The sequence below is a fragment of the Bacteroidia bacterium genome (assembly GCA_026932145.1).
GTDB lineage: Bacteria > Bacteroidota > Bacteroidia > J057 > JAIXKT01 > JAIXKT01.
The window spans coordinates 17,382-43,516 of record JAIXKT010000011.1; the positions used below are offsets into that span (position 1 = coordinate 17,382).

General features: G+C 38.7%; 22 protein-coding genes and 1 tRNA gene. 11 read left to right on the top strand and 12 right to left on the bottom strand.

What is annotated here, in order from left to right; translation table 11 throughout:
* Positions 1-48 precede the first annotated feature (48 nt).
* Positions 49-1,347: a hypothetical protein gene (locus tag LC115_04185; GenBank protein MCZ2355880.1), complete on the top strand. Its 1,299-nt coding sequence runs from the start codon at positions 49-51 to the stop codon at positions 1,345-1,347.
* Positions 1,348-1,353: 6 nt separating this feature from the next.
* Here the strand turns inward: LC115_04185 and LC115_04190 are convergent, their stop codons facing one another.
* Positions 1,354-2,247 (bottom strand): class I SAM-dependent methyltransferase, encoded by an 894-nt coding sequence (locus LC115_04190; protein ID MCZ2355881.1) that lies wholly within the window; start codon positions 2,245-2,247, stop codon positions 1,354-1,356.
* Positions 2,248-2,318: 71 nt separating this feature from the next.
* Here LC115_04190 and prfA point away from each other — a divergent pair, with 71 nt between their 5' ends.
* Together prfA and mutY are read left to right on the top strand one after the other, a co-directional pair.
* Positions 2,319-3,395 (top strand): peptide chain release factor 1, encoded by a 1,077-nt coding sequence (prfA, locus tag LC115_04195; protein MCZ2355882.1) that lies wholly within the window; start codon positions 2,319-2,321, stop codon positions 3,393-3,395.
* A gap of 1 nt (position 3,396) precedes the next feature.
* Complete coding sequence (gene mutY / locus LC115_04200) at positions 3,397-4,416, top strand: A/G-specific adenine glycosylase (protein MCZ2355883.1); 1,020 nt, start codon at positions 3,397-3,399, stop codon at positions 4,414-4,416.
* A 44-nt stretch (positions 4,417-4,460) separates the two neighbouring features.
* On the opposite strand, the gene LC115_04205 is transcribed toward mutY, so the two are convergent.
* From LC115_04205 to aspS, 3 genes are all read right to left on the bottom strand, one after another.
* Positions 4,461-5,303, bottom strand: coding sequence for a glycosyltransferase (locus LC115_04205; protein MCZ2355884.1), 843 nt, complete (start codon positions 5,301-5,303; stop codon positions 4,461-4,463).
* A 104-nt stretch (positions 5,304-5,407) separates the two neighbouring features.
* Positions 5,408-5,480, bottom strand: a tRNA-Met gene (locus tag LC115_04210).
* A gap of 102 nt (positions 5,481-5,582) precedes the next feature.
* A complete protein-coding gene (aspS, locus tag LC115_04215; GenBank protein ID MCZ2355885.1) occupies positions 5,583-7,355 on the bottom strand; it encodes an aspartate--tRNA ligase in 1,773 nt (590 codons plus the stop codon).
* Positions 7,356-7,601: 246 nt separating this feature from the next.
* On the opposite strand from aspS, the gene LC115_04220 reads away from it, so the two are divergent.
* Together LC115_04220 and LC115_04225 are read left to right on the top strand one after the other, a co-directional pair.
* Positions 7,602-8,831 (top strand): hypothetical protein, encoded by a 1,230-nt coding sequence (locus LC115_04220; GenBank protein MCZ2355886.1) that lies wholly within the window; start codon positions 7,602-7,604, stop codon positions 8,829-8,831.
* Positions 8,832-9,025: 194 nt separating this feature from the next.
* Entirely contained in the window at positions 9,026-10,132 is a 1,107-nt protein-coding gene (locus tag LC115_04225; GenBank protein ID MCZ2355887.1) for a hypothetical protein, read from the top strand.
* A 49-nt stretch (positions 10,133-10,181) separates the two neighbouring features.
* Here LC115_04225 and murG read toward each other — a convergent pair whose 3' ends face one another.
* The 3 genes from murG to LC115_04240 form a co-directional block, all read right to left on the bottom strand.
* Entirely contained in the window at positions 10,182-11,303 is a 1,122-nt protein-coding gene (gene murG, locus LC115_04230; protein ID MCZ2355888.1) for an undecaprenyldiphospho-muramoylpentapeptide beta-N-acetylglucosaminyltransferase, read from the bottom strand.
* Between the two features lie 175 nt (positions 11,304-11,478).
* Positions 11,479-11,571, bottom strand: a complete 93-nt coding sequence (locus tag LC115_04235) for a hypothetical protein (GenBank protein MCZ2355889.1) — start codon at positions 11,569-11,571, stop codon at positions 11,479-11,481.
* Between the two features lie 218 nt (positions 11,572-11,789).
* On the bottom strand, positions 11,790-12,899 hold the full coding sequence (locus LC115_04240; protein ID MCZ2355890.1) for an IS5 family transposase: 1,110 nt from the start codon (positions 12,897-12,899) through the stop codon (positions 11,790-11,792).
* Positions 12,900-13,074: 175 nt separating this feature from the next.
* Between LC115_04240 and LC115_04245 the strand changes: the two genes are divergently transcribed.
* On the top strand, positions 13,075-14,157 hold the full coding sequence (locus tag LC115_04245; GenBank protein ID MCZ2355891.1) for an Mrp/NBP35 family ATP-binding protein: 1,083 nt from the start codon (positions 13,075-13,077) through the stop codon (positions 14,155-14,157).
* Between the two features lie 101 nt (positions 14,158-14,258).
* Here the strand turns inward: LC115_04245 and LC115_04250 are convergent, their stop codons facing one another.
* Entirely contained in the window at positions 14,259-15,035 is a 777-nt protein-coding gene (locus LC115_04250) for a methyltransferase domain-containing protein (GenBank protein MCZ2355892.1), read from the bottom strand.
* Positions 15,036-15,301: 266 nt separating this feature from the next.
* On the opposite strand from LC115_04250, the gene LC115_04255 reads away from it, so the two are divergent.
* A complete protein-coding gene (locus LC115_04255) occupies positions 15,302-18,151 on the top strand; it encodes a DEAD/DEAH box helicase (GenBank protein MCZ2355893.1) in 2,850 nt (949 codons plus the stop codon).
* 478 nt (positions 18,152-18,629) lie between these two features.
* Positions 18,630-20,225 (top strand): L-aspartate oxidase, encoded by a 1,596-nt coding sequence (nadB, locus tag LC115_04260; GenBank protein ID MCZ2355894.1) that lies wholly within the window; start codon positions 18,630-18,632, stop codon positions 20,223-20,225.
* 9 nt (positions 20,226-20,234) lie between these two features.
* On the opposite strand, the gene LC115_04265 is transcribed toward nadB, so the two are convergent.
* Both LC115_04265 and LC115_04270 read right to left on the bottom strand, forming a co-directional pair.
* Positions 20,235-20,996, bottom strand: a complete 762-nt coding sequence (locus tag LC115_04265) for an RNA methyltransferase (protein MCZ2355895.1) — start codon at positions 20,994-20,996, stop codon at positions 20,235-20,237.
* A 5-nt stretch (positions 20,997-21,001) separates the two neighbouring features.
* The gene (locus LC115_04270; GenBank protein ID MCZ2355896.1) at positions 21,002-21,628 is read right to left on the bottom strand and encodes a rhomboid family intramembrane serine protease; all 627 of its coding nucleotides are present in this window, start codon (positions 21,626-21,628) and stop codon (positions 21,002-21,004) included.
* 316 nt (positions 21,629-21,944) lie between these two features.
* Here LC115_04270 and LC115_04275 point away from each other — a divergent pair, with 316 nt between their 5' ends.
* Positions 21,945-22,700, top strand: coding sequence for an IS5 family transposase (locus tag LC115_04275; protein MCZ2355897.1), 756 nt, complete (start codon positions 21,945-21,947; stop codon positions 22,698-22,700).
* A 318-nt stretch (positions 22,701-23,018) separates the two neighbouring features.
* The gene (gene moaCB, locus LC115_04280; GenBank protein MCZ2355898.1) at positions 23,019-23,930 is read left to right on the top strand and encodes a bifunctional molybdenum cofactor biosynthesis protein MoaC/MoaB; all 912 of its coding nucleotides are present in this window, start codon (positions 23,019-23,021) and stop codon (positions 23,928-23,930) included.
* A gap of 78 nt (positions 23,931-24,008) precedes the next feature.
* On the opposite strand, the gene LC115_04285 is transcribed toward moaCB, so the two are convergent.
* Positions 24,009-24,548, bottom strand: coding sequence for a hypothetical protein (locus LC115_04285; GenBank protein MCZ2355899.1), 540 nt, complete (start codon positions 24,546-24,548; stop codon positions 24,009-24,011).
* A gap of 119 nt (positions 24,549-24,667) precedes the next feature.
* A complete protein-coding gene (locus LC115_04290; protein MCZ2355900.1) occupies positions 24,668-25,471 on the bottom strand; it encodes a hypothetical protein in 804 nt (267 codons plus the stop codon).
* Positions 25,472-25,498: 27 nt separating this feature from the next.
* Between LC115_04290 and LC115_04295 the strand changes: the two genes are divergently transcribed.
* A complete protein-coding gene (locus LC115_04295; protein ID MCZ2355901.1) occupies positions 25,499-25,993 on the top strand; it encodes a DUF6438 domain-containing protein in 495 nt (164 codons plus the stop codon).
* Positions 25,994-26,135 lie beyond the last annotated feature (142 nt).

Consider the following 26,135-nt stretch of genomic DNA (forward strand, 5'->3'; position numbering starts at 1 on the left):
CCAAAATTGTAAAATTGCTTCTTTTTGCCAACCTTTATATTGTGCACCTTGAACCACAACTTCTTTTTAATCTGGTTATTATTGGCATTTAGTCTGAAGACAATATCATTTGCGGATAATATTCCGGCAAATGTTCGGATAATTTCTTCCGGCGGAACTAACCTATACCATTACTCAACCAGCAGTGATTTTGTTTCTGTACGGATTGTTATTTTGGGTGGCGTAAATAACTATCTAAAAAAATATGAAGGCATTGAATCATTGGCCTTAGATGCGATGTTGGTAGGCGGTTCAAAATACTACACCCAAGATAGTATCAGAACTATTTTTGAGGAAAATCACGTTCAGATTGCTACAATGGCAGGTTTAGATTTCTCGGTAATTGATTTTTCATGTCCGCAGGTTTTGTTAGAAAATGCTTGGCCGGTATTCATCAAGTTAGTCTGCTATCCCGGTTTTGAAGAAGAATCTTTTAAGCTAACCCAAGTTCGGTATCACAAAGCACTATCTGAAGCCGAAAAGCTACCGGCAGAGCAACTGAAAAGAGCATCTTTTGAGCGATACCTAAAAGGCTATCCTTATGAGCGAAACCCATTAGGCTCACTCAAATCATTATCTATTATTTCGAGAGAAATGGTGGTTTCTTATTATCAGACACTTATGACGAGCTCTCGGCTTCGTATTTTAACATCGGGAAACTTAACCGACTCTACCCTGACATATTTGGCAAAATCATTTCAAGATTTACCGTTAGGTAAATTTGTGAACCGCCCAATATTAAACAAGACTTTCTCTAAATCACAGACATCCGGCAAGCAATCAGTTTCCTCAACCTGTACTATTCGAGGGTTACTTTCAGCCCCTTCGGGTAGTTCTGCAGATGTTCTGGCCGTTGAACTCCTTGTTGCGCTGCTGCAAGATAAAATAACCGCTAATTTGAACGGCCAAGCTACCGAAATTTCTATCGGTTATTTACCCGGCCTGCAAGGTATAATTGTTTTAGAAGCCGAAACATATAATCCCTACGGACTTGCTTTGTTAATTCAGCAGCAAATACAGCACGTTCGCTCAAGGATGCTACCCGAAGAACTCGTTACCGCTAAGAAAAAATTGCTTTATCGAAAAACAATAGAGGCTTTTGAAACCGGAAGCGGCCAAATCTATTGGCTAACACAAGGAGTAGTCTATAACCAGTGGATGGAGGTAAATCAATTAGAAGAAAAATTGCAATTGATTACTCCGGAACAGCTACAAAAGTTAGCTAAGTTTTGGCTAATTCATTGGCAGTGGATACTTTCCGGTAATTTTTCCGAAAGCATTCAGCAGGTATTCGGAAAAATTCCCTGATGATAATTACAACTTATGCCGAATTAAATACAGCACGCTGGCAGAGAACTTTGCATTGTTGCGGGCTGCTATATTAGACCGCAAACCAGACCAAAACGCTTTCGGAAAACGCATTATTCCAACATTTTGGTATTGTTCACTTAGCAACGAAACATAATACGCATCAAAAGGCATCGGCAAAAATTCTGCAATCTCTAACTGATGCTGGTTAAGTAACGCTTCCATATCCTGCGGACGAAAATGATACAAATGGCGTGGAACATCGTAAGCAGCCCAATATTGCCGATAAAATTGGGCATCATTGCTATCTCGATTCGGAACAGCAATAAGTAGCCAACCATTAGACGATAATATTTCCTTTAAAAGAACCAAAGTGCCATGCAAATCATGCAAGTGCTCCAAAACGTGCCAAAGAGAAATAATATCGAAAGAATAACTTTGTTTATTCTGAGATAGCTCTTCAGGGGTAATTACCTGAATATTTTGCTGTTTAGCTATTTTTCTGGCCGTTTCACTGGCATCAACACCCAATGTTTTCCAGCCGGCTTGGGTGCAGACTTGTAAAAACTCCCCGCTGCCGCAGCCATAATCCAAAATACCTCCCGGATTTGGGCATAACCTTGTTATTAGCTGCAATTTATTTTTTAAGGCAATCTTACGAACCTCTCGATATAGTTTCGCTATAACCGAGCTATCACCACCGGAATGAGGTGTATAAGCCGCAGACTCATAATAACGGCCAATATCAGCCATAGCGGGGCGGGGATTCGTAAAAACAAACGAACACTGAACACAACGTACCAAAGAAAACTGCTCTTTGCTAACCGTATAATCTACACAATTTAAAAACGGCTCAAATTGAGCGCGCTTACAGACCGGGCAACTCTCCAAAAACTCCATGTGCAGACAAAGTTCGTAAAACCTGTTCAAAAAAATACTACCTTTGCATCAATAATCGTATAAAGTATCCAATGCTGGAAAAACTTGCTGAAATAGAGGCTCGTTTTGATGAGGTAAATGAAGCATTAGCTAATCCATTAATAATGAATGATATTAAGCAAATGCGTACCTTAGGAAAAGAGCTTAAAGAACTTGGACGTATCGTTGATGCAGCCAAAAAATACCGCAAAATAGTAGCAAATATAGACAGCGCACGCGCTATCTTACAAGAAACAGCCGATGAAGACTTACGGGAATTAGCCAAAGAAGAGCTTGCTCTATTAGAACCCCGCTTTGATGCTATCGAAAATGATATTAAGAATTTGCTTATCCCGCAGGACCCTGACGATAGCAAAAACACAATTTTAGAAATTCGTGCAGGTACCGGTGGCGACGAAGCCGCACTTTTTGCCGGAGACCTCTTCAGAATGTACCAACGTTATGCCGAAGTCAAAGGATGGAAATTTGAAGTATCTGATTTCCAAGAAGGTACAATGGGCGGATTTAAAGAAATTATCGTGGCGGTATCCGGCGAAGATTGTTACGGGCACCTAAAATTTGAATCCGGCGTTCATCGGGTGCAGCGTGTACCCCAAACAGAACAACAAGGAAGAATACACACCTCCGCAGCCTCAGTAGCAGCCCTCCCAGAACCCGAAGAATTTGAAATAGAAATTAAAGACTCTGACCTACGAAAAGACACTTTTTGCTCTTCCGGAAACGGCGGCCAGTCTGTAAACACAACTTATTCCGCAGTCCGCCTCACCCATATTCCAACCGGAGTAGTCGTCAGTTGCCAAGACGAACGCTCTCAAATTAAAAATATGGATAAAGCCATGAAAACCTTACGCGCCAAACTCTACGACATAGAGCTAACCAAAAGATCCCAAGAAACAGCTGCAAAACGCAAATCCCTCGTTTCTACAGGTGATAGAAGCGCCAAAATTAGAACCTACAACTTCCCCCAAAGCCGCCTAACAGACCATAGAATCGGCCTCACCCTATACAATCTACCAATGATTTTAGATGGTAATCTAAATGAAGTTATTGAAACCTTACGAATTGCCGAAAATACCGAAAGACTAAAAGAAGGTGCAATAACCATCTAACATGAATCCGCAACCACACATAACTTTGTTACTTGCGTGGTTCAACGACTTTGGCCGTACTCTTCCTTGGCGAAACATCCAAGACCATTATCAAATTTGGGTTTCCGAAATCATCTTACAACAAACTCGGATTCAACAAGGATACGCTTATTATGAGCGATTTATAGCTATTTTTCCCGATGTATTTTCGTTATCAGAATCTTCCTTAGAGTCAGTATTAAAGGCTTGGGAGGGTTTGGGCTATTACGCCCGTGCACGTAATATGCACAAATGTGCCAAGATTTTAGTTTCCGAATATCAAGGTAGGTTTCCGCAGGATTTAGAAATTTTACTCAAGCTACCCGGGATAGGTCCCTATACCGCAAGAGCTATTGCCAGTTTTGCTTTTAGCCAAGAAGTTGCCGTCTTAGACGGTAATGTCTTTCGCATTCTCAGCCGTTATTATGCTGATACTACGCCGGTTAATTCCCCACAAGCAAAAACACATTATCAGAACTTGGCAGATAGTTGGGTTAAAAATGCTCCCTCAGCAGACTTTAACGCAGCTATGATGGATTTAGGATCATTAATTTGCACTCCCCAAAAACCAAAATGCTCAAAATGCCCATTCTCTGCGTATTGTAAAGCATATTTGCAAAATATAGCGACTCATTTTCCCGTATTTCTACCCCCAAAAGTTCGTTCTGTACGATATATCGTTTTTCAGCTTATTTTCAATGCACTTCAAGACAAAATTCAAATACAAAAACGCCCGGAATCAGGACTTTGGGGAGGACTATGGGAACTACCTAATTATGAAGTAACTGAAACAGAATGGAATTATATTGTAGCTAAAAGAGGAATCATAAAGCCAATAAAACATATTTTGACCCACATAACTTACCAAGCTACCACAATTTTAGATAATATAGAACAAACTCCAAACGGAATTTGGGCAGATAAGCAAAAGGTATCCGAACTCCCGCTTTCTAAATTGACTCATAAAATTATTGAGCTATTACCCAAAAAAATAATAAAGTAGCTTATTTTAAGCTATTTATCACAAAATAATTGATGTTGAAAGAGTTAGTTTGGCGGCTTATTAATACCATGCAAGGTAAAGAATAGTTTTTCTTTCTGTACCTGCTCAAATAATAGCCGGCTTTCATCCGGTCGAGGTAAAAGTTTATGATAGCAATGATACAGTACAGCAATGTTCAAAATGGGTTTTATGGTGATGCCGGCTAAACGCAATCTATATTCTACATCGGTATCTTCCCCAAAAGTAGGTTGAGTATATCGTTCATCAAAGCCATTGATAGCCAGTAGGTCAGACTTATACAGGGAAAAATTAGCACCCAACAAGCCACGCTCTTTTCGGTTAAAATAGCGCAACAAAAGTTGATTTTGGGTATAAAAGCCGTTCATTAGATGAAAGAGTTTTAGGCGTAGATAATCAACTATCATTTGTAAAAAGAAACTTCCTGACTCTAAGTTTCCGTCCTGAATAAATTCTGGAGTTAGTTGTTTGGTAAGGCGGTTTGATAAATCTACTCTTCTTCCGCTAAGGCAGTATTTTTGCTGGGCTTGTTGCAAATGGCCGGATACAAATTCTGGGTGCGGAATGCAGTCTCCGTCTATAAAAATCAAATACTCAGATTCAGCAGCTATTACTGCTTGATTCAGAATTCGGTTTTTCCGAAAACCCAGATCTTCCTGCCAAATGTGCTTAATCCTAAGATTTGACTTCTTTTTAAGTGCATTAAATTGTGTTATGAATTCGGCATTAGAGCCATCATCAGCGATAATAATCTCAAAATCAGACTCTTGCTGGCGTTCAAATCCAGCTAAAACAAGTTTTAAAAAATCAAATCGGTTGTAAACAGAAATAATAACTGACGCCTTAGAATTGCTGGGTAATAAAGACATACAGGGTTTGTTTTTGGCTATTCCACAAATGTAATATATTCCTGCATTGTTATGCTATGGCATAAAAAAATGCAGCCTACTGGTTGAATAGTAGGCTGCATTTGTAGCGGAGACAGGACTCGAACCTATGACCTTCGGGTTATGAGCCCGACGAGCTACCAACTGCTCCACTCCGCGATTTCAGAGTACAAAGGTAGGTACTTTTTTATTATATGTAATAATAAATTTTTGAAATAAAAATAACAATTTAATAATCAGTGAGTTATTTTTTTGTTCTGATTATTGTGTAGAAATATGTAGTTCAGAAAGAGCTGTTTCGGGTACGGTTGCCGGAGCATCAAGCATAATATCTCGGCCACCACTTGTTTTGGGAAAAGCGATAACATCTCGAATAGAGTTTCCTTGTGCGAAAAGCATACACCAGCGGTCTATCCCAAAAGCACAGCCGCCATGTGGAGGTGCTCCGTATTCAAAAGCCCGCAACAGAAACCCAAACTTCTGCTGAATCTCAAACTCACTGAGTCCTAAAATATTGAAAATACGGTTCTGTAATTCCCGTTGGTGTATCCGAATACTACCACTCAAAATCTCATTACCATTGATTACCAAGTCATAACATTGCGCCCGAACTGTTTCGGGGTTTGTTTCTAATAAATGTAAATCATCCGGATTGGGCGCAACAAATGGATGGTGCACAAAAATTAACTGGTTGGTTTCCGGGTCAAGTTCAAACATCGGAAAATCTACCACCCACAAAACAGACCAAACATCAGGCTTTCTGAGAGATAGTTTATTAGCCAGCTCAAGCCTCAAATCTCCTAAAATCTTGTATGTTTTTGAGGAAATATCCGCTACAATCAACACCAAATCTTCCGGCTTTGCTTGGATAGAATGGGCAATCAACAATAAATCTTCCTGCGAAAAGAACTTATCGGCAGAGGATTTTAAGGTATTGTCAGCATTATATTTTAGGTAAAAAAGTCCTTTTCCGTTTCTGTTGGGTGTCTTAACGAAATTAACTAATTCATCTAACTCTTTACGAGATAATGAAGCTGCATTTGGGATGCAGATTCCGGCAACGGTTTCCCCTTTGTTAAATGCTTCATCAAAAGCCGGAAAGATTCCGGTTATTTCTGACCGAGAAAAAGTATGAATTTTCACATCGAAGCGTAAATCCGGCTTATCCGAACCATAAAAACGAATCGCATCGTTATATGTAAGTTGCTGGATTTCAGGTAGATTTACAGCTAATATTTCTTTGAAAACGGCTTGGGTAAGACCCCCAAAAGTTTGTAGAATGTCATCTTGGGTAACGAAAGACATTTCGCAGTCTAATTGGGTAAACTCTGGCTGCCTATCCCCGCGAAAGTCTTCATCCCGAAAACATTTAACTATCTGATAATATCTATCCATTCCGGATACCATAAGCAGTTGTTTTAATATTTGTGGGGACTGTGGCAGGGCATAAAATGTACCCGGGTGCAGGCGGGAAGGCACCAAAAAATCCCGTGCTCCTTCGGGGGTGGATTTAATCAGGTTTGGGGTTTCTATTTCCAAAAAGCCTTGTGCATCCAAATACCGGCGCATAGCCTGTATCATTTGGGCACGCAAAACGAGGTTCTGCGCCATCACCGGCCTCCGTAAATCTAAATAACGATACTGCATACGAAGCTCCTCGCCTCCGTCAGTGATATTTTCAATCTTAAATGGCGGAACTTCAGCAACATTCAGTAAGTTAATTACTTCCGGAATAATCTCAATATCTCCGGTTTCTATTTGTGGATTTTTGTTACTCCGTTCAGCCACCGTGCCTACTACTTGAATAACATATTCTCGGCCTAACTTTTTAGCAAATTCATACAATTCGCTTTGTTCTTTCTGGTTAACAGCAACTTGTGTTATACCAAATCTATCTCGAATGTCAATAAAAATAAACTTTCCAAAATCCCTTGTAGTTTGTACCCAGCCGCACAGGCGTACTTTTTTTCCAATATCTGAAAGCCGTAAATCTCCGCAGGTATGTGTGCGAAGGTTTAATGGAGTTGAATGCATACCGCAAAATTAATTAGGAAACGTTATTCCAATACCTTAGAAACAATTTTAGGCTACAATTTTGCCGAAGCCGAGAAATAGCCTTGTTTTTTGGATTATAGTTCAGAAAACATGAAAGCTATGGTTTGGTTGGTGAATCATAGCTTTCTGGACTACAACCGATTAATCTAACGAAATTATAGACTTATTTCAGAATAAGTTTACAACAAAATAGATTGGTTTTATATTTGCGGCCAAATTGTTCTTATGACTGAAAATAGGTTCAAAATTTGGATTTTCTTTTCTATTTTAAGTTTTTGGGTAGTTTCAGCAGTGGGCACGCTCATGCGCTATAAAATTGGTTTTGAATTTCCTTTTTTTTACCAAAAATACTTACTGCACGCTCATTCACATTTTGCCTTCGCCGGTTGGGTTACCCAAACGCTGATGATATTGATGGTTTATAGTATTCGAGAATACCTAACTAACGCTAAATTAATTCAGTATCAGCGGATTTTTGGTGCCAATTTAGTTGTTTCTTATGGGATGTTAGTCTTCTTTACGATTCAAGGTTATGGGCTTTTTTCGATTACATTCTCAACACTTTCCATCCTAACATTGCTTTTCTTTACTTATTTATTCATCAAAGATTTAATAAATAATGATTTAGTAAACAAGCATTTATGGTTTATTGCTGCCTTATTTTTTAATTTTTTATCTATTTTTGGGACGGCAAAGTTGATTCACATGATGGCTACGAAGCAAATTGTGCAGGATACTTTTTTAGCCTCCATTTATTGGTATTTACATTTTCAGTATAACGGTTGGTTTTTCTTTGCTTTTTTGGGGCTGTTTATCTATTATTTAGAAAAAACCTACGGTTTTCAGTTACCTAAAAAGGTTTTTTACTTATTAGCAGCAGCTTGCATACCTACTTATGGTTTATCTCTTTTGTGGGCAAACTTGCCGCTTTGGATTTATTGCATAGTGGCAGCAGGAGCAGTAGTACAGGTTTATGCCTGGGGAGTTTTTTCTAAGAAGCTGGTTGATGTTAAGTTACATATTTTTCAGAATATCTTTGAACCCCATAAACTACTGTTAATTGTTGCTTTACTGGCATCTACCACAAAGTTTTTGCTACAATTTATTTCGATAGTACCGGAAATCAGCAAATTAGCTTTTGGGTTTCGGCCAATTATTATTGCTTATTTGCACTTAGCACTTTTGGCTATGACTTCGATGTTTTTGCTGTATTTATGCCTAAAGAACAAACTTTTAGAGAATAATCATATCTTCAGAATCGGTGTCTTTGTGGTAATTACTGGCGTTCTTTTGAATGAACTCGTTTTGTTAATTCAGGGACTTGCTTCATTAGAATATCTACCACTTGATATGCTTACATTTACGAATGAATCATTATTTGGTATTTCTGCGCTTATTTTTATAGGGATTGCCCAATTGATAGTTTCTCAGGTTCAGGCTCTAAAAAGTTCTTGAACTAAGATTTGTTATTAGAATGACTTTCTGCGAAGATTAAGGATATTTTAAACAAAGCTTTTAGCTTAGTTAGCTAAACTATGTTTTTTTGTGCATAAAACGTGCTTTTTAGCGATTTAAGTCGTTCAAGATGGTCTATTTTTTGATAACTTTGTGCAAAATTAGACTGGGTTTCTATTTTAAAAAAATCACAAATGCTTAGTAGGGTTCTTTCGTTTTGTTTATGCTGGTGTGCGTTAACAACAGCCGTATTTGCGCAACTTGCCGGCAAGTTGTACATAGGGCCGGAAGTGGCCAAAAATACCGGTTTTGTGATGTCGCCGGATTCCGTATTTAAATTAGTTCCGCCACAAACGCGAGTATTTATTGAATACCGGAACAGTAAGCCACTGCTGATTGACACCTTATTTATGGTTGTAAAATCTGTCAGTGGAGCTACGCTAAAATACTATATGAAAAAAGGCAAAAATGGGTATAGTGCTTACGGTAAGATTTTCTTTAAAAAAGAGGGAATTTATCGTGTAGCGGTATTTAACCCTCGCCAATTAGCGAAACCAATCGCCTCTATGCGATTATACATAACCAGCCAAAACCACCCAACAATTGCTGCATTAATCGAACGCCAGAAAAAAATCCTCGTTGAACGCGGTAAACTAAAACAAAATAACACGGCTTCCAACAAACCCAATACCACCACCAACAAACCCAATACCACCGCTACAACCACAAACCCAAGCACTACCAACAAACCCAACACTACCGCAACAACCACAAACCCAAGCACCACCAACAAACCCAACACCACCGCTACAACCACAAACCCAAGCACCACCAACAAACCCAACACTACCGCAACAACCACAAACCCAAGCACCACCAACAAACCCAACACCACCGCTACAACCACAAACCCAAGCACCACCAACAAACCCAACACTACCGCAACAACCACAAACCCAAGCACTACCAACAAGCCCAACACTACCGCAACAACCACAAACCCAAGCACCACCAACAAACCCAATACCACCGCTACAACCACAAACCCAAGCACCACCAACAAACCCAATACCACCGCTACAACCACAAAACCCAATCAACAAACCCAAAAAACAGTTGTTGATGATGACGATGATGATAGCGATTTAGATGATGATGACAAAAGCACAAACGAAAAAGATGACGACAAAAACTATTCCGTGGACGACGATGATGTTTTAGACATTGATATAGACTCCTCCGATGTTGATGAAGCCACTTTTCAAGATGATGACCCGGAAGAAGATCTGGATGACCTATAATTCAACTTCGATTACTGCTAACAATGAGGGATGTATGATTTTGTGCCTACTATTTTGTTTTGGAAAAAAGGTAAGGTTCTATCTGTTTCAAGATGATTTGTTGAGTATCTGGAAGTTTTATTAATTTCAATTGTTCTTTTGCTTTGGTTATTTGTTCGGGTTCAGTGAATATTTTTAAGATAGTAGGAATTAATTTTTCGGGGGCATTAGAATCCGTAATTAGCCATCCGGCACCTTTTTCTGTAATAGACTTAGCATTATGAGTTTGGTGGTTGTCGGTTACATTGGGAGAGGGAACTAAAATAGCTGGTTGCTGTAATGTGATGAGTTCTGTAAGGGTCATGGCCCCGGCTCTTGCAACCACGAGTGTAGCTGCCGAATAGGCAGCAGCCATGTTTTTGATAAAGGGCAAAATCACAAGCCCTTTTTGCGGAGTTACTTCCTTAATAATAGCCTCATAATTAGTGCCTCCGGTTTGCCAAATAATTTGAATACCATTGTTCAAGAGTATTAGGTATTGGGTTAATAAAGTTTTGTTAAAAGTTCCGGCACCAAGGCTTCCCCCAAAAATAAAAACGGTAGGTTTTTCTGGATTCAATGCAAAAGAGGCGCAAGCCTCTTCGTGGGAAATAGATGCCATACCGGTACGTACGGGATTTCCGACATAATAAACAGCTTTATTTTGAGGGACGAAAAATCGTGTGGCAAATTCATTACCTAACCAAATAGCTTGTGCTCGTTTGGCTAATAAGCGGTTGGCTAAACCCGGAAAGGCGTTTTGTTCTGCCAAAATGGTGGGAATCCCAAGTAATTGGGCAATAAAAACGGTTGGCAAACTGGCATAGCCCCCCACACCGATTACCAGTTTGGGGCTGTTTGTTCTTAGTATTTGAAAGGCTTGCCAGCAAGCTGTTATGATTTTAAATGGTAACGATAGGTTTCTTTTCAAAGCCCGCCACGAGAGGCCGCGTTGAAACCCGGATACCCATAAGCCGCTTATAGAAAAGCCATTTTCAGGGATTTTCTGCATCTCCATACCTCCTTGCGCACCCACGTAGTGCACATAAACCTCCGGCCAACGTACTGTAATCCATTCCCCAATAGCTAAAGCAGGGAAAATATGCCCTCCCGTTCCCCCACCGCTGATAATCACACAAAGTCTGTTTTTCATTCTGCTAAACTAAAAACCTTTTGTCGTGTATGCAATGTATGGATAATTTCCTGCTTATTCTCACTACTTTATACCGTTACCAAAATCGTTACTAAAAAATGAACCTAATACACAAAAACTAAAAATCCACTACAAAGAAATCATCTCCGTAGTGGATTTGTGATAGACAAGGAAATTATTGTTTTACTAATTTTAGACTGTAGGTTTTGCCGTTTAACTCCATCTTTACGGTATAAATTCCACTTTGCTGGTTTGATAGGTCAATTATATTTTGGGAAGACTCGTTGAGCGTGTTGCATAACCTCTAAATTTTTAAAAAAGCTCAGATTTTCTCCCGTTCAAAATAAATTTTGATTTTTTGGGGAGTTTATGGGGAGTTTTTTTACAATTTACGTCTTTTTTTGTGGGTGTGGGGTTTCATTTTTTATGTTTTTGCCCCTTTTTCGCCTCATTTTTACCAATTGGGCGTATTTTGGGCCTACAGGCTTAAAATAGCTGCATTTGAGGTGGTGCCGTTTTTGGTGTTAACATATTGTTTACTAATAGCTTAGGTAACCTATACAGGTTGTATGCAATTGCTTCCAGGGCGTGCTGGGCGTGGGTTTTGGCGATGCCCACATAGCGGGCGGTGCCGCCGCCGAACCAGCTTTTGGTGCCGGCAAAGGTGCGCTCTATTTTGTAGCGGTGTTTGCCGCAGAGTTGGTTGAATTTGAGTTGTAATTTTGTTAAGGGTTTGTTTTTCACTGCTTTATAACACACTCTATCTTTAAGTCCCTTCGCTTTGAGGTAGGTGGTATGGGCTTTGGATTTGTAGGCTTTGTCGGCATAGATGGCGACTTTTGGGGGAACTTGTGCCTTGGTTATCAATGTGTTAAAGTGGTTATGGTCATGGACGTTGGCGGGTGTGGTCTCCAGGGCAAGGACCAATCCGTTGCCGTCGGTAATAACGTGTTTTTTGTAGCCAAAGCGGGTTTCTTTGCCTTTTTTGAGCCAGCGGGCTTCGTCGTCCACGCCAGGTTGATTTACTTTAACAAGCTTTAATTCAGCCGTTTGTGTTTGTATAGCTTCTTCCGTTTGTTCGTTTTCTTTTCTGTCTTCGGCAATTTCGTAGGTGGGTTTTCCGGTGGGTTTGCGGGGGCTGTCGGTAATGGAGGCATCTATTATGCAGCCGGATTTTACCGTAATAGCATGTTTATCAAGCTGTTGGTTAAGTTCTTGCAACAGCAAGTCGTAGGCATTGCTTCCTGCCAGTTCGTTGCGGAAGCGGCACAGGGTGCTGTGGTCGGGTACTTCGTCTTCAAGACTCAGCCCAACGAAGGTCATCCAGCTTAAATCGGTGTTGGTCCTGTCTTCTATGTCTCTGTCGCTCAGGCTTTTATACCAAACGCCGAGCAGTAGCATTTTGAAAAGAATAATGGGGTTGTAGGCGGGTCTGCCGTCCGGTCTAAGCCCTTTTGGGTAGTGTTTTTGAAGTATTTTTACGATTGATTCCCAATCAATTACCTCATTTATTTGCTTTAGAAACGCGTTTTTAGAACTGCGTTTAGAAACGTAGGGCTGGCTAAAACTCATCTGTATTTGGGCGTGCTTTATCACACCACAAAAATAATAAATTAGTTAATTAATTCAAAATCAAATAGTTAAATATTTTTATTCTTTTTGTCGTGCAACAGGCTCTTTTAATATAAAGTCTATTTTACAAAAAAAAAAATTGTAATATAGAACTTCGCAACTTTGCGAATTGTTCATTCTAAAAAACAGTTTTATTACTATGATTACACAAGAGCAGGTGCTGAAAGCACTGCGCACAGTTGATGACCCTGACCTAAAAAGAGATTTAGTAACCTTAGGGATGGTTCAAAATTTAACGATTGAAAATAACCGAATTAAGTTTTCGGTGGTGCTAACAACCCCCGCTTGCCCACTGAAAGAACTTATCCATAATAATTGTCTTAATGCTATCAAAACATTGGTTTCTCCGGATGCAGAAATCGAAATTGAGATGACCTCTAAGGTTACCTCTACACGTGATGGAAGTGCAATGCTGGCCGGTGTAAAAAATATCATTGCGGTAGCCTCCGGCAAAGGAGGTGTTGGGAAATCAACGGTAGCCGTAAATCTTGCTATTGGTTTAGCCCGCGACGGAGCCTCGGTGGGCTTATTAGATGCCGACATTTATGGCCCAAGTGTTCCTATCTTATTAAGTACCCAGCATTTAAAGCCGGCAATAGAAGTCGTTAATGGGCAAAATAAAATCCTGCCGATAGAGCGTTTGGGAATCAAGACATTATCTTTGGGAAATCTAATCCCCGCAGACCAGGCCGTTGTATGGCGTGGCCCGATGGCTTCCAATGCTTTGCGGCAACTTATCGGGGATACTTTGTGGGGAGAGTTAGACTATATGATTTTAGATTTACCTCCCGGAACAGGTGATATTCAGCTAACCTTAGCTCAACAATTATCTTTGACGGGTGCTGTTATCGTAACTACCCCTCAGAAAGTGGCCGTTGCAGATGCTCGAAAGGGGCTGGCGATGTTTGTTGCACCCCAAATTAACGTACCGGTGTTGGGAATCGTAGAGAATATGAGCTATTTTATTCCGCCGGAAGACCCGAATAAGCGTTATTTTATTTTTGGGCAAGGAGGTGGAAACCAATTATCACAAGAGTTTAACATTCCTATATTGGCGCAAGTTCCTATTGAAGAAGCAGTTCAGGCAGATGGTGATGAAGGAATACCGATTGTATTAGATGCAAGTTCGCCTGCCGGATTGGTCTTTCGCCGGCTGAGTGCAGCCGTTGCGCAGGCAGTAGCTATTAGAAATGCCGAAAAAGTAATTTCTCCACAAGTTTAGGATTCCTAAATTTGTGGAGAAATATAATGAAGGGGGATTTTTTCGGAGAAATCTCCCTTATAGTAGCTTTTTGGGCAATAGTCCCATGAAAATTATCCTGATTATTGTTTTTCTGCTACAATAACAATGGCATTCATGTGTTTTGCGTGCGTTTTAAAAACATGATGCATTTCTAATACCCGCTTTCTTGCTGGTTTATTAGCAAGTATATTAAATCCGATTTTTAGTGCTCTGAAAAAGCCTTCATCTGCTATAATTCTGGAAGTTTCCAGCAAATACATAGGGTTAGTAGCTATAAATTTTATTTTAAATCCTTCTCTTTCAAGAAGTTGCGACCATTCATTTTGGGTAAGCGGCCGGGCGTTTACTTTTATACTTAAAGAGAGGTCTTTTTGTATCTGGTCTTTGAGGTTTTTGTCAATAGAATCTGGGGTAAGCCCTAATTCATGGATAGCATATAGGCCGCCCTTTTTTAGGATACGATGTGCTTCTTGAATAATTTCTGTTTTGCGGTGGTCAGCGTGCATAGTTAGCATAGCTTCACCATAGACTTTGGTTACGCTTTCTTCTTTGAGGGCTGTTTGAGCAGCATTTCCTTCAATGATACGTTGATTATTTCCGTTAATCGTTTTTCGTAACTGTTTAATTGCATCAGGGTTAGCATCAATTCCTGTGTATGTTTTAGGTTTATGCTGAAGTGCTAATGAGGCTGTGTATCCTAAGCCGGGGGCTAACTCAACTACGTCGTCTTCAGGTGTTATCGCTAATGCTTTTATGAGTTTATGGGTTAATTCTTTGCCGCCCGGCCGCAGCACTTTTTTTCCCATTTTAGCCAGCACCCAGTGGCCTTGTGCTTTTGATATATCTAATACTTCCATCTTCTTGGTTTAGAGTTCAAAACTATTAATTAGAATGATTCTAAACAATACCACAAATTAGGTATTTTATAGCTTCTATGTAGTGCTTTAGATTGTTTTCTAAAAATAAGATAGTCCTCTTCTTTCTTGGAAAAGTAAATAATCTTCCGTTTCTAACTTGTAATGTTAAGCTGCTCTTTATTGCAGAAAACTTCATTATACTTTTCGAACCACAGCCAATATTTGAGTTCGCTATTCTGTATAAAGTTAATTTTGCTGACTTTTAGATGAACCACCCTGTCAATACTGTTTTACCGTACGTTTCGGTATATTCTATTACTATTCATGACATTATGGGGCCGCTTGTTTCAGCCCATATTGTTAAAACCTTGCCTTCCGGTAAACTTTCCCTCAATCACCAGCATTTATTACCGGAAAATTTTAATCATTTTGCTGCTTATCTTGACCAAAATGATCACGCACTATGCTTATTAACAAGTGAGCTAACGATTCAAAAAATTCAGCAAAAACACGATACCAATAAGTATCTTTCGCCCAATGCTTTTTTTAAATCCTTAAAAGATCCCAACAAAAAGGCAGTTTTAGCTATTGTTCGGCAGTATTTGCAGGTTAGAATTACTAAAATACTAAAACTATTAGCCGGAAAAAATCTATACTTAATGGGAAAAGATTATTATCCTGCTGATACACCCATAAAGCTAATTTCAGAACCTGCTGATATTCAGTTTGCTATTTATAAAAATCCCCAAAACCTGCACTATTTTCCCAGAATTCGGGTTAATCAAGTACCGATTGAAATTAACCAGAAAAATACCTACATCTTACTAAACTATCCCTGCTGGGTTCTTAGTGAAAAAATGCTGTTTCATATTCCAAATGTTCCGGAAAATATTAACTTACAGCCATTTACAAGGAAAAAATTTATAGAAATACCGATTGATAAGGAATATGAATTTTTACACAAATTTGCCAGCAAACTGCTTGAGTCGGATTCTGTAAAATTTTATGGCTATGAAGTAGTCGAAATTCGAGAAAACCCCAAACTGTGTATCGAACTTTCACGGGATAATCAAAGGCTTTATACCATCAAATGCTGCGCTTACTACCAAGAATATGCCTTAGACATTAATAGTCTCAAGCATAAAATTGAGTTAATATCTCAAAATGGTGCCTATCACTTCATAAAAGTTTTTCGGGATTTAGCGGCAGAAGAAATTCTAAAATCATGGTATCATAAACTACAAACAGAATTTAACTTGTTTAACTCTCTGTTTACCGTTTTGCCTGAATCAGATTTAATTACTTGGCTTTGCAAACATATAGCCGCGATGCGCCAAGATGGAATCCAGATTGTACAATGTTATGAGAAGCCACATTTTAGCTTTGAAAACCCTGAATTACATTGGGAAATTGTTCCGGTTCAAGAAGATTGGGAGTTTCGGGGTGAAGTTTCTTTAGGAAATAAAAAAATCACATTCAATCAGTTAATTCCTTCTTTGGTGAAACAAAGCCGTGAATATGAATTTTCTGATGGGACGAGTATGCACATTCCTACTTCGTGGGTAACGGATTTTCGTCATTTTGTGGAAATAGCCCAAAAAACTGAACAGGGGTTGCGTTTCAAAACCTATCAAGGCTTAGCACTGCCTCAGTATATTCAAGAAGGGCATACTGCAATTCGGGCTATGTTAGAAGAGTTTAGCCATATTCAGACTTATGAGCCTCCTCATGAATTACGAGCTACTTTACGTCCGTATCAGCAGGCCGGCTACGATTGGCTGCGGTTTTTAAATCGGTTTCAGTTGGGAGGGATTTTGGCTGATGATATGGGGCTTGGAAAAACCCTACAAACCATCACCTTAATATGCCATGAAGTTTCCTTAAACCCACATTTCACAGCCTTAGTAATATTACCAAACTCACTGCTATTCAATTGGTCTAATGAACTAAAAAGATTTGCACCGCACCTGAAAGTATCAGAATATCGAGGCAGTAACCGTGCTGCACAACTATCACAATGTCTTGCTTCTCACGTTATTTTGACGACCTATGGCATTGCCCGGCAAGATGAATCTGTACTTCAGCAATATGTTTTTAATTACATCATTTTAGATGAAAGCCACGTTATTAAAAATAAAGATTCCCAAACTACTCGGGCTATTTTGCGGTTAAATGCGCGGATGAAATTATCGCTTACCGGCACACCCTTAGAGAATACAACGGCTGACTTGTGGCCACAATTAGAATTCTTAAACCCCGGCTTTTTGGGAAGCCAGTCTTTCTTTTACAACCGATACGTAGTTCCAATAGACAAAGAAGGAAACCTTGAGTCTTCTGCGAAGCTACGAAGTATGTTAAATCCTTTCTTACTCAGAAGAACTAAGGAGCAAGTAGCTACCGAGCTTCCCGCCAAAATTGAACAAACTATTTATTGTGAAATGGGTGAAGACCAACAGGCTGTGTATGACCACCACAAACGATTATTTCGGGGACAAATTACCTTAGATGGTGAAAATGCCAGCAGCCGAACCTCTATCTGGGCTGCATTAATTAAGTTACGGCAAATAGCACTGCACCCAAGTTTAATTATACCGGATTATCGAGGCTCTGCTACTAAATATGAAATTTTACTATCTCGTATCGAAGAACTTATATCAGAAAAAGGAAAAGTTTTGGTTTTTTCTCAATTTGTACGTTTTTTAGACCTCTTAGCGAATGACCTTCGTCAAAAGGGGTTGAGTTTTTCTTATTTAACGGGCCAAACCCAAAATAGGCAAGATGAGGTAGCCCGTTTTCAAAACGATTCAAGTGTTAAAATCTTCTTATTAAGTCTAAAAGCCGGTGGTGTTGGGTTAAACTTAACGGCTGCTAATACCGTTTTTATTGTGGATCCTTGGTGGAATCCCGCTACCGAACGGCAAGCAATAGACCGTGCACACAGAATCGGCCAGCAAGCAACCGTTTTTGCCTACCGGCTTCTAACCCAAAACTCTGTCGAAGAAAAAATCCAAAAAATCCAAGAACGAAAAAAAAATATTTATGATGAATTAATCACTGCCGAAGAAAGTTTCGCAAAATCCCTGACCAAAGAAGACTTATTGGCATTATTTGATTAATTTTTGCTTGTAGTTCAGAAAGTATGATGAGATTTTTGACAATAAGGACTAACTTTCTCGTCTATGCCAGAAGTCCAAACTAACGCTTACTTACCCTCATTGCCGAAGCACAAAATACCTAAAAAACAAATATAAATGATTGATTACAAGTTAGAAATAGAAGATTTATTGGAAGGCTACCTGTTTTCCCAAAAAATAAGAAAACGATGATGCTTTGATAGCAACAATGATCCACCAACGAAACCATAGCTTTCATACTTTCTGAGCCACAACCAAATATAGAATTTTAGAAAAATACGTTATATTTGCTTTAGTTTGAGAAAATTAGCAATGGGATTCTGTGTTTTGTTTCAAATTAATTCAAAAAAAGAATTTTTAGAACCCTCCTAAACTTGTTAGAGTAAAACTTTCGTTAAAAGCTATTTTTTCGTAAGATAGACTTTTTGTAAATTGCCCCTAAAATTGGATGAGTTGAGCTATGACAAAGCGAGTGGACTATTTAATCATCGGTTCGGGAGTTGCCGGGCTGTTTTTTGCCTTAAAAGTTGCAAGAGCCGGCCAAAGCGTATTGGTCATTACCAAACAATCTCCCAGTGAAACCAATACAAATTATGCTCAAGGAGGCATTGCCGGAGTCTTTGCTTCTACAGATTCTTTTGAAAAGCATATTCAGGATACATTGATTGCCGGGGACGGTTTGTGTAACGAAGGAGTGGTTAGAATGGTTGTTTCGGAAGGCCCTAATAGAATTAGAGAGCTAATAAACTTCGGGGTTGAATTTGATAAAGATAATCAGGGTATTTTGCGTTTAGCCAAAGAAGGCGGGCATTCGGAACACCGGATTTTACATTCTGCGGATGCCACAGGGCGTGAAATTCAACGTGCCTTACTGCAAGCCTGTGACCAACATCCGAATATCCAAATCACAGACCAGTTATTTGCCGTTGATTTACTCACACAGCATCACCTTGGGCAATATGTAAATCGCGGGAATCCCAACATCACTTGTTTTGGAATTTATGCCTTAGACGTTCGGAAACGAAAAGTCATGAAGATATTAGCCAAAATAACCGTTTTAGCCTCCGGCGGAGCAGGTAATGTATATGCCAGCACAACCAACCCCAGTGTTGCTACCGGAGATGGCGTTGCAATGGTATTAAGGGCCAAAGGCAGAATTGCCAATATGGAGTTTTATCAATTTCACCCCACCGCATTATACGACCCGGGAGTTAGCCCGTCATTCTTAATCACAGAAGCTTTGCGCGGAAAAGGTGCCGTTTTACGCAGCTTTTATGACAAAACGGAGTTTATGTACAAATATGACGAGCGCGGTTCCTTAGCTCCAAGAGACATCGTAGCCAGAGCAATTGATAATGAAATGAAAATATCCGGTTCTAACTATGTGTTTTTAGATGCCCGCCACATTCCTAAAGAAGATTTATTGCAAGAATTTCCCAATATTTACCACAAATGCGCCGAAAAAGGTATCAACTTAAATGAAGATATGATACCTGTTGTGCCGGCGGCTCATTATATGTGCGGGGGCGTTCATGTGGATATGCGGGCACGAACTTCCATCCAAAATTTATATGCTGTGGGCGAAGTTAGCTGCACTGGACTGCACGGCGCGAATAGACTCGCATCAAATTCACTCTTAGAGGCCATCGTCTATGCCGAAAATGCCGCACAAGACGCTGCGCAAAGAATCGAAAATATTGATTTCCAAGCCGAAATAGCTAACTGGAGCGAAAAAGGAACTCAAAACCCAGAAGAATGGGTGCTGATTTCACATAATACCCAAGAAGTGCAGCAAATTATGAGCAACTATGTAGGAATAGTTCGTTCTAACCTTAGATTAGAGCGTGCCGAAAGACGTATTAACTATCTCTATGCCGAAACAGAAGCATTTTACCAAAGAACCCGCCTTAGCCCGGAACTTTGTGAACTCAGAAATATTTTAGCCTGCGCCTATTTAATCATAAAATGCGCTAAAATCCGAAAAGAAAGCAGAGGGCTGCATTTTAGTACAAGCTATCCTGAAAAACTTAAACGAGTGTATGAAACAATTGTTTAACTAACTTATCTATAAACTATTACCAGCCATCCAGAATAACAAGATACCTCCGGCTACTCCAACATTTAAGGATTCACCGGCATAGCCGGGAATCGAAACTTTTTCAACCAAATTATTATGGATAATTTCTGGTGGAATCCCGTGCGATTCATTTCCCAGTAATAATATATTTTTACGTGGCTTTATTTGTTGAATAGAATTTCCGTTGGCAGAAGCAGCATAAATGAGTTCGGCATATTGGTTAATCCAAGACTTTGAGTTTTCAGGCCAAAATGGTTGAATATGAAAAATACCGCCCATACTGGCACGAACTACTTTTGGGTTTGTTAGTTCAGCACAACTCGGAGTTAATAATAACTGCTTTACCCCAAACCAGTACATTGTTCTGATGATTGTGCCCAAGTTTCCGGGATCTTGAATGTCCCACAAAAAGATACTTGGCCGGTTAAAATCTAAGGTTTCAATAGGAAGCCAATTCGGGATTTTAATGACAGAAAGTAAGCCTTCGGGATTTTGCTGGTCTGTTAGCTTCGCAAAGTCCTCAAAATTAGCAGAATAAATAGGTACATCAATGGGTATTGAAACCTGCCCTACATAATCAGTGCGTATTATTATCGCTTCAATTTGAAAACCGGATAAAATCGCCTCCTGGCACAATTTTTCCCCATAAGCTAAAAACAGCTTATACTCTAACCGGTATTTTTTTTGCTGTAATTGCCTAAAAAAATTTAATTTACTTTTAGAGAGATTGCTATGAGACAAATGATTCATTGACGTTATCTTTTGAGATAACGAAAGTAAGCAACATAGATAGCGGCTACCAACATACCGGCAAAATGCCCAAAGTGAGAAATACCATCTCCATAGCCAGAATTTATCAGCGGTAACACAACTCCCAGCACAAACGAAATCACAAATGATCCCCAAATCAGATACTTTGCACGAATTGGTATCGGAATCGGAAATAAAATAAGCTCATTATTAGGATACAAAACAGCAAAAGCAATAGCAACGCCCGCTATAGCTGCCGAAGCACCTAAAACCGGATACGGATTGGGATCAAATATTGAAGTAACAATCCCAGCACCAATAGCACAAATTAAATAAAACTCAATAAAACGCCTCGAACCAATGGTCATCTCTACCATAGAACCTAAGCCGTATAAAGCAATAGAATTAAATAAAATATGCAGAAAGCCTCCATGCATAAACGCATACGTTAGCCACTGAATAAAGTTAAACTCAGGAAGCGTTTTCATCAAATCAGGGTCCCGCTTGATTACCCAATTAACTTTCTCTAAAATTAAATACGGCTCAACTTCCGAAAAAATTAATTGTAGTAAAAAAACAATAATATTGATAATCAGAATATTGGTAACAACAGGTGTAGGTCCACGAAACATGAAGCAGAAATTTTAATAAACTATAATAACAACTAAAAAGGTTTTTACCCAAAAAGAAAACTCAACAAAATGCTTGAGCAAATCAGTAAAATTTTGAAACGAACACATTAGGCTGCTATTTTAAGTAGTTTTTAAAAACGCTGACACCTTTAACCCCAAAAATATATATTAAGTTCAAAGTTATAGCCTGGCGGAAAAAATTTGATTCAGAGGTTGTTTAAAAATGGTGTAAAAATTGTTAAATTATTTAATATCACATGGTTAAATACATATTTATTTGTATATTGCTGATTATTAATCAGATAATTAAGCAAGTATGAAAGCCTACCCAACCAACCTAACTGATATTCAGTACGAAGCTATTGAAAAAATAGTAAATGATAACAGGAAAAGAAAGCATCCTTTAAGATGTATTGTAGACGCATTATTGTACATCACCAAAACTGGTGTTCAATGGAGATTGCTGCCTAAAGATTTCCCTAAGTGGCAACTCGTTTATTATTATTTCAGAAAATGGACAGCAGAAGGGCTTATTGAAGAAATACATGATTTTTTGCGTGATAAGTTAAGAAAGGAAAAAGGAAAACATGTTTCACCAAGTCTTGGATTAATTGATAGTCAAACTGTTAAAACTTGTTCTTTCTCGTTATCAAACGGTTATGACGGAAACAAGAAAATTAAAGGAAGAAAAAGACATATTATTACTGACACATTCGGATTTATTATAGCTATTGTGATTCATAACGCTGATATTCAGGACAGAGAAGGAGCTAAATATGTTCTTGAAGAATTAAGATATAAGTACCCTAGATTGACAAAAATATTGGCAGATCAAGGTTATACCGGTAACTTAGCTGAATGGATTTTAAAAAGTTTGAATTACACTTTGGAAATTGTAAAAAAAGTGGCAGGAATTAGTGGATTTAATGTCTTACCCAAGAGATGGATAGTTGAACGAACTTTTGGATGGCTTGGTTTTCAACGAAGATTGGTTAATGACTATGAATTCCACCCCGAATGCAGTACAAGCTTTGTGCACTTAGCTATGATTAGAATTATGCTTAAAGAATAAAAAAATAAATTTTAAACAACCTCTTAGAGAACAGAGACACTCCTAATGGATATTTTTGTGCTTTGGCAATGAGGGTAAATAACCCTTAGCTTGACTTCTGGCATAGACGATAAAGTTAGTCTTTATTGCCAAAAACCTCATCATACTTTCTGAACCACAACTTTAAATCACTTCACTATGCTAAATAAATACCGACACTAAAGGCAGTCTTAGATTTGAAATAAACCGCTTGTTTTAGCGAGTAGAAGTTGTTTTTTTTGCGCGGATAAGAAAATCCCATATTTTCGTTCAATATCAAATTTATAAGTTACATAGAAAATGGTTAATATCACCCACAAAAATCCAACCTATCGCATTGCTTTAGCGCAGGCAGTTGTAAAAGTAGGCTCACCGGAAACAATAACCGCTATTGTAGAAAAAAAAGTTCCCAAAGGAGATGTTTTAGAGATGGCTAAAGTAGCCGGACTTTTTGCAGCCAAGAAAACGAGTGATGTAATCCCTGACTGCCACCCAATGCCCATAGAAGCAACCTCAATCACCTATGAAATCACGCCTGTTGAAATTAAAATATCAGTAGAAGTACAAACTATCTACAAAACCGGCGTTGAGGTAGAGGCTATGTATGCCGCATCAGTAGTCGCACTCACGATTTATGATATGCTAAAACCTATAGACAAAAACATTGTTATTGAGCAAGTTAAGCTAATTAACAAGCAAGGTGGAAAAAGCGATTGGGCTAAAAAGGAGGTCTCGGGAATTAAGGCATCCGTAATCGTTTGTTCAGATTCTATTTCAAAAGGAACCAAAGAAGATAGAGCCGGCAAGGCGATTATTCAAAAATTAGAGCAATTTAAAGTAACAGTGGTTGATTATGTGATTATTCCTGATGAGAAAAAGGATATTCAAGAGATGGTAAGCAGCTATTGTAATCAGGGTTTACAGTTGGTTATTCTTACTGGTGGAACGGGGTTATCTCCGCGCGATGTAACGCCGGAAGCCTTAGATCCGCTTATCCAAAAAAGAATTCCCGGTATCGAAGAGGCTATTCGGAGCTACGGTCAAACGAGAACTCCCTATGCGATGCTCTCCCGTAGCGTTGTGGGATTGATTGGCCAAACACTGGTATTAGGGCTCCCAGGATCTACCCGCGGCGCATCTGAAAGTATAGATGCTGTATTTCCCCAAATCCTGCACATATTTCGAGTAATGAAAGGCGCTAACCACGATTAAAGACTCCTATTCAGCATTCAAAAAATGCTGAATAGCACTCAAATACTGAAAATCTAACTTAGTAATTTACTCCCCTAATTATTTTTTGGGGGTAAATACCTGATTCGGAAAAGAATTAGCAGTAGGTACTTGTATCTGAATAAAACCGTGTTTTGCATTAACGTGGCAGGTATTGCAGCCATCAATTAACGCTAAATAAGATTGTTGAAATAATTTAGCATCTTGCTTTTTGATGGAATTATCAACAGCTTCGATTTTAGAATACAGAGCCTCCTTAATTAAGGTGCTGATGTTTATTTCATCTTCAACAATGTTGTGTTTGGCAATATCTTCTGCTTTTTCTGCTAATTCTTCTAAGTAAAAATCTGCGAGTTCCCAATTTTTATTGCTTCCTGCGAAATATAGCTTTTCGATAAACCGCTGATTGTAAGACATAGCCATAATGAGGTCATAATCTTCTTTTTCGTCCTTTTTCTCTGCCTTTGAATGTTCTTTTTTATCGCCATCTACTGGTTGGGTTACTTTTTTTTCAATATCATTTATTTTGATGAATAACCCGATATTCATGATGATAGAAAGCGCAAATAAACCTACTAAAACGGTGTTGGTAATTTTCATGGCGCAAAATTAATTTAGATTAGGTTTAAATAAAAATTGTATGCTAAATTTTTTTGCTTTTCACAGAATTGATTTTCAGGAAATTAGTAAAAATCTTTTTCTGCCTTTTAAACTTTTATTTATCCGCCGTGTTTTTGTTCTGTTGGCTCCATTGGGGGAGGCGGAGGGCAAATTAGCTTGAAAATTTTATCCCAAAAAGGAGTACGAATCTTATCCGGCGGATCTTTGGGAGGCAAAGCAGGTAAACCATGCGGATCCGAAAAAGTATTGAACTTCAAACTTTTATGATAATAATTTGATAAGAAATAGATCAATAAATCTTTGGGATTATCTCTATCCATTTGAAATTCATAGTAGAGGTAGCTATACCAACTACATTCTTGCTGAAAAATTTTTACCTGATTAATGAGGTCTGTTAAGGTTTTGGGAATATTCCCTTCCTCTTTAAATTTAGTTTCTAATTCTTTTAGGCTGTCTAATTTTTCGCCTGCTTCTTTAAAGGAACGGACGTAGTATTTTTCCAAGCTATCAGCATAATCAATCATCCCTTTTAGGTATAAGCAATGCGTTTTGTAGGGTATTGGAACTTCTGGATTCTTTTTGTTGAATGAAACTACTGCTAAGTAGGTTTTTTGGCCGCGATTTGCTAAGCGATACCCGTTTACCTTGATGTCTGTGGCGGTAATTATATGTAGATAATAGTTATGCCAGCCATATTTTAGTTTATATCCCCTTCGAGTGTATAAGCTAGGGTTTGATATTTCTAAATCTATTCCGCTTGCAATCTTGATACGCTGATTGAGGGAATCGTTGGTGGTTATCCACGTATCATAGATAGTATCAATAATTTGCGCTGTAGTATTCAGTTGAATAAAACAGCCAAAAAACACCGAAATAGAGATTAAGAATTCTTTTAACCTCATGAGCAGCAAAGTTACTAACTTTGCTCTGTGAATGTAGCAAAGTATTTATATATCGTAATTTTAGTAGGGATTTTATCATTTTTATTTGCCTGCCAGAGTAATCGGTTAAGTAAAAAGACACGAGTTCCCGCAGATTTTATTTTTCAAGTAGAGCATAGCGGTTGTTACGGAACTTGCCCAATTTATCAAATGCGGCTGAATGCCAAAAGAGAGGTACGCTGGGTCGGAAAACGCTTTACTGAAAATATCGGTACTTGGCAAAAAATAATGCCCGAAGATCAGTTTGCAGTGCTGTTAAAATACATTAAAGAAGCTACTTTAGAATCCTACAAAGATTCTTATGATGACCCCAACATAAGCGATATACCTGCTACAACGCTCACTTTTACTCAAAATGAAAAGACAAAAACCATAGTTTGCCGCTACAAAGTTCCCACTACCCTCGTTCAATTTATAGATAGCGCAGAAGCAATTATTGGAAAACAAAATTTCGTTAAAGTATCTGATGAAACCAATTATTAAGCAAATATATTTTATAACAAATTGTTTATCAATTAGTAAATACTTATTAATCAGTGGTGGTTTATTGCTAAGTTTCACCTTAAATTGCGCTGGAGACCCGCGCAAAAACTGTAATCATCCAAAACATGTTGAATGGGTGAAA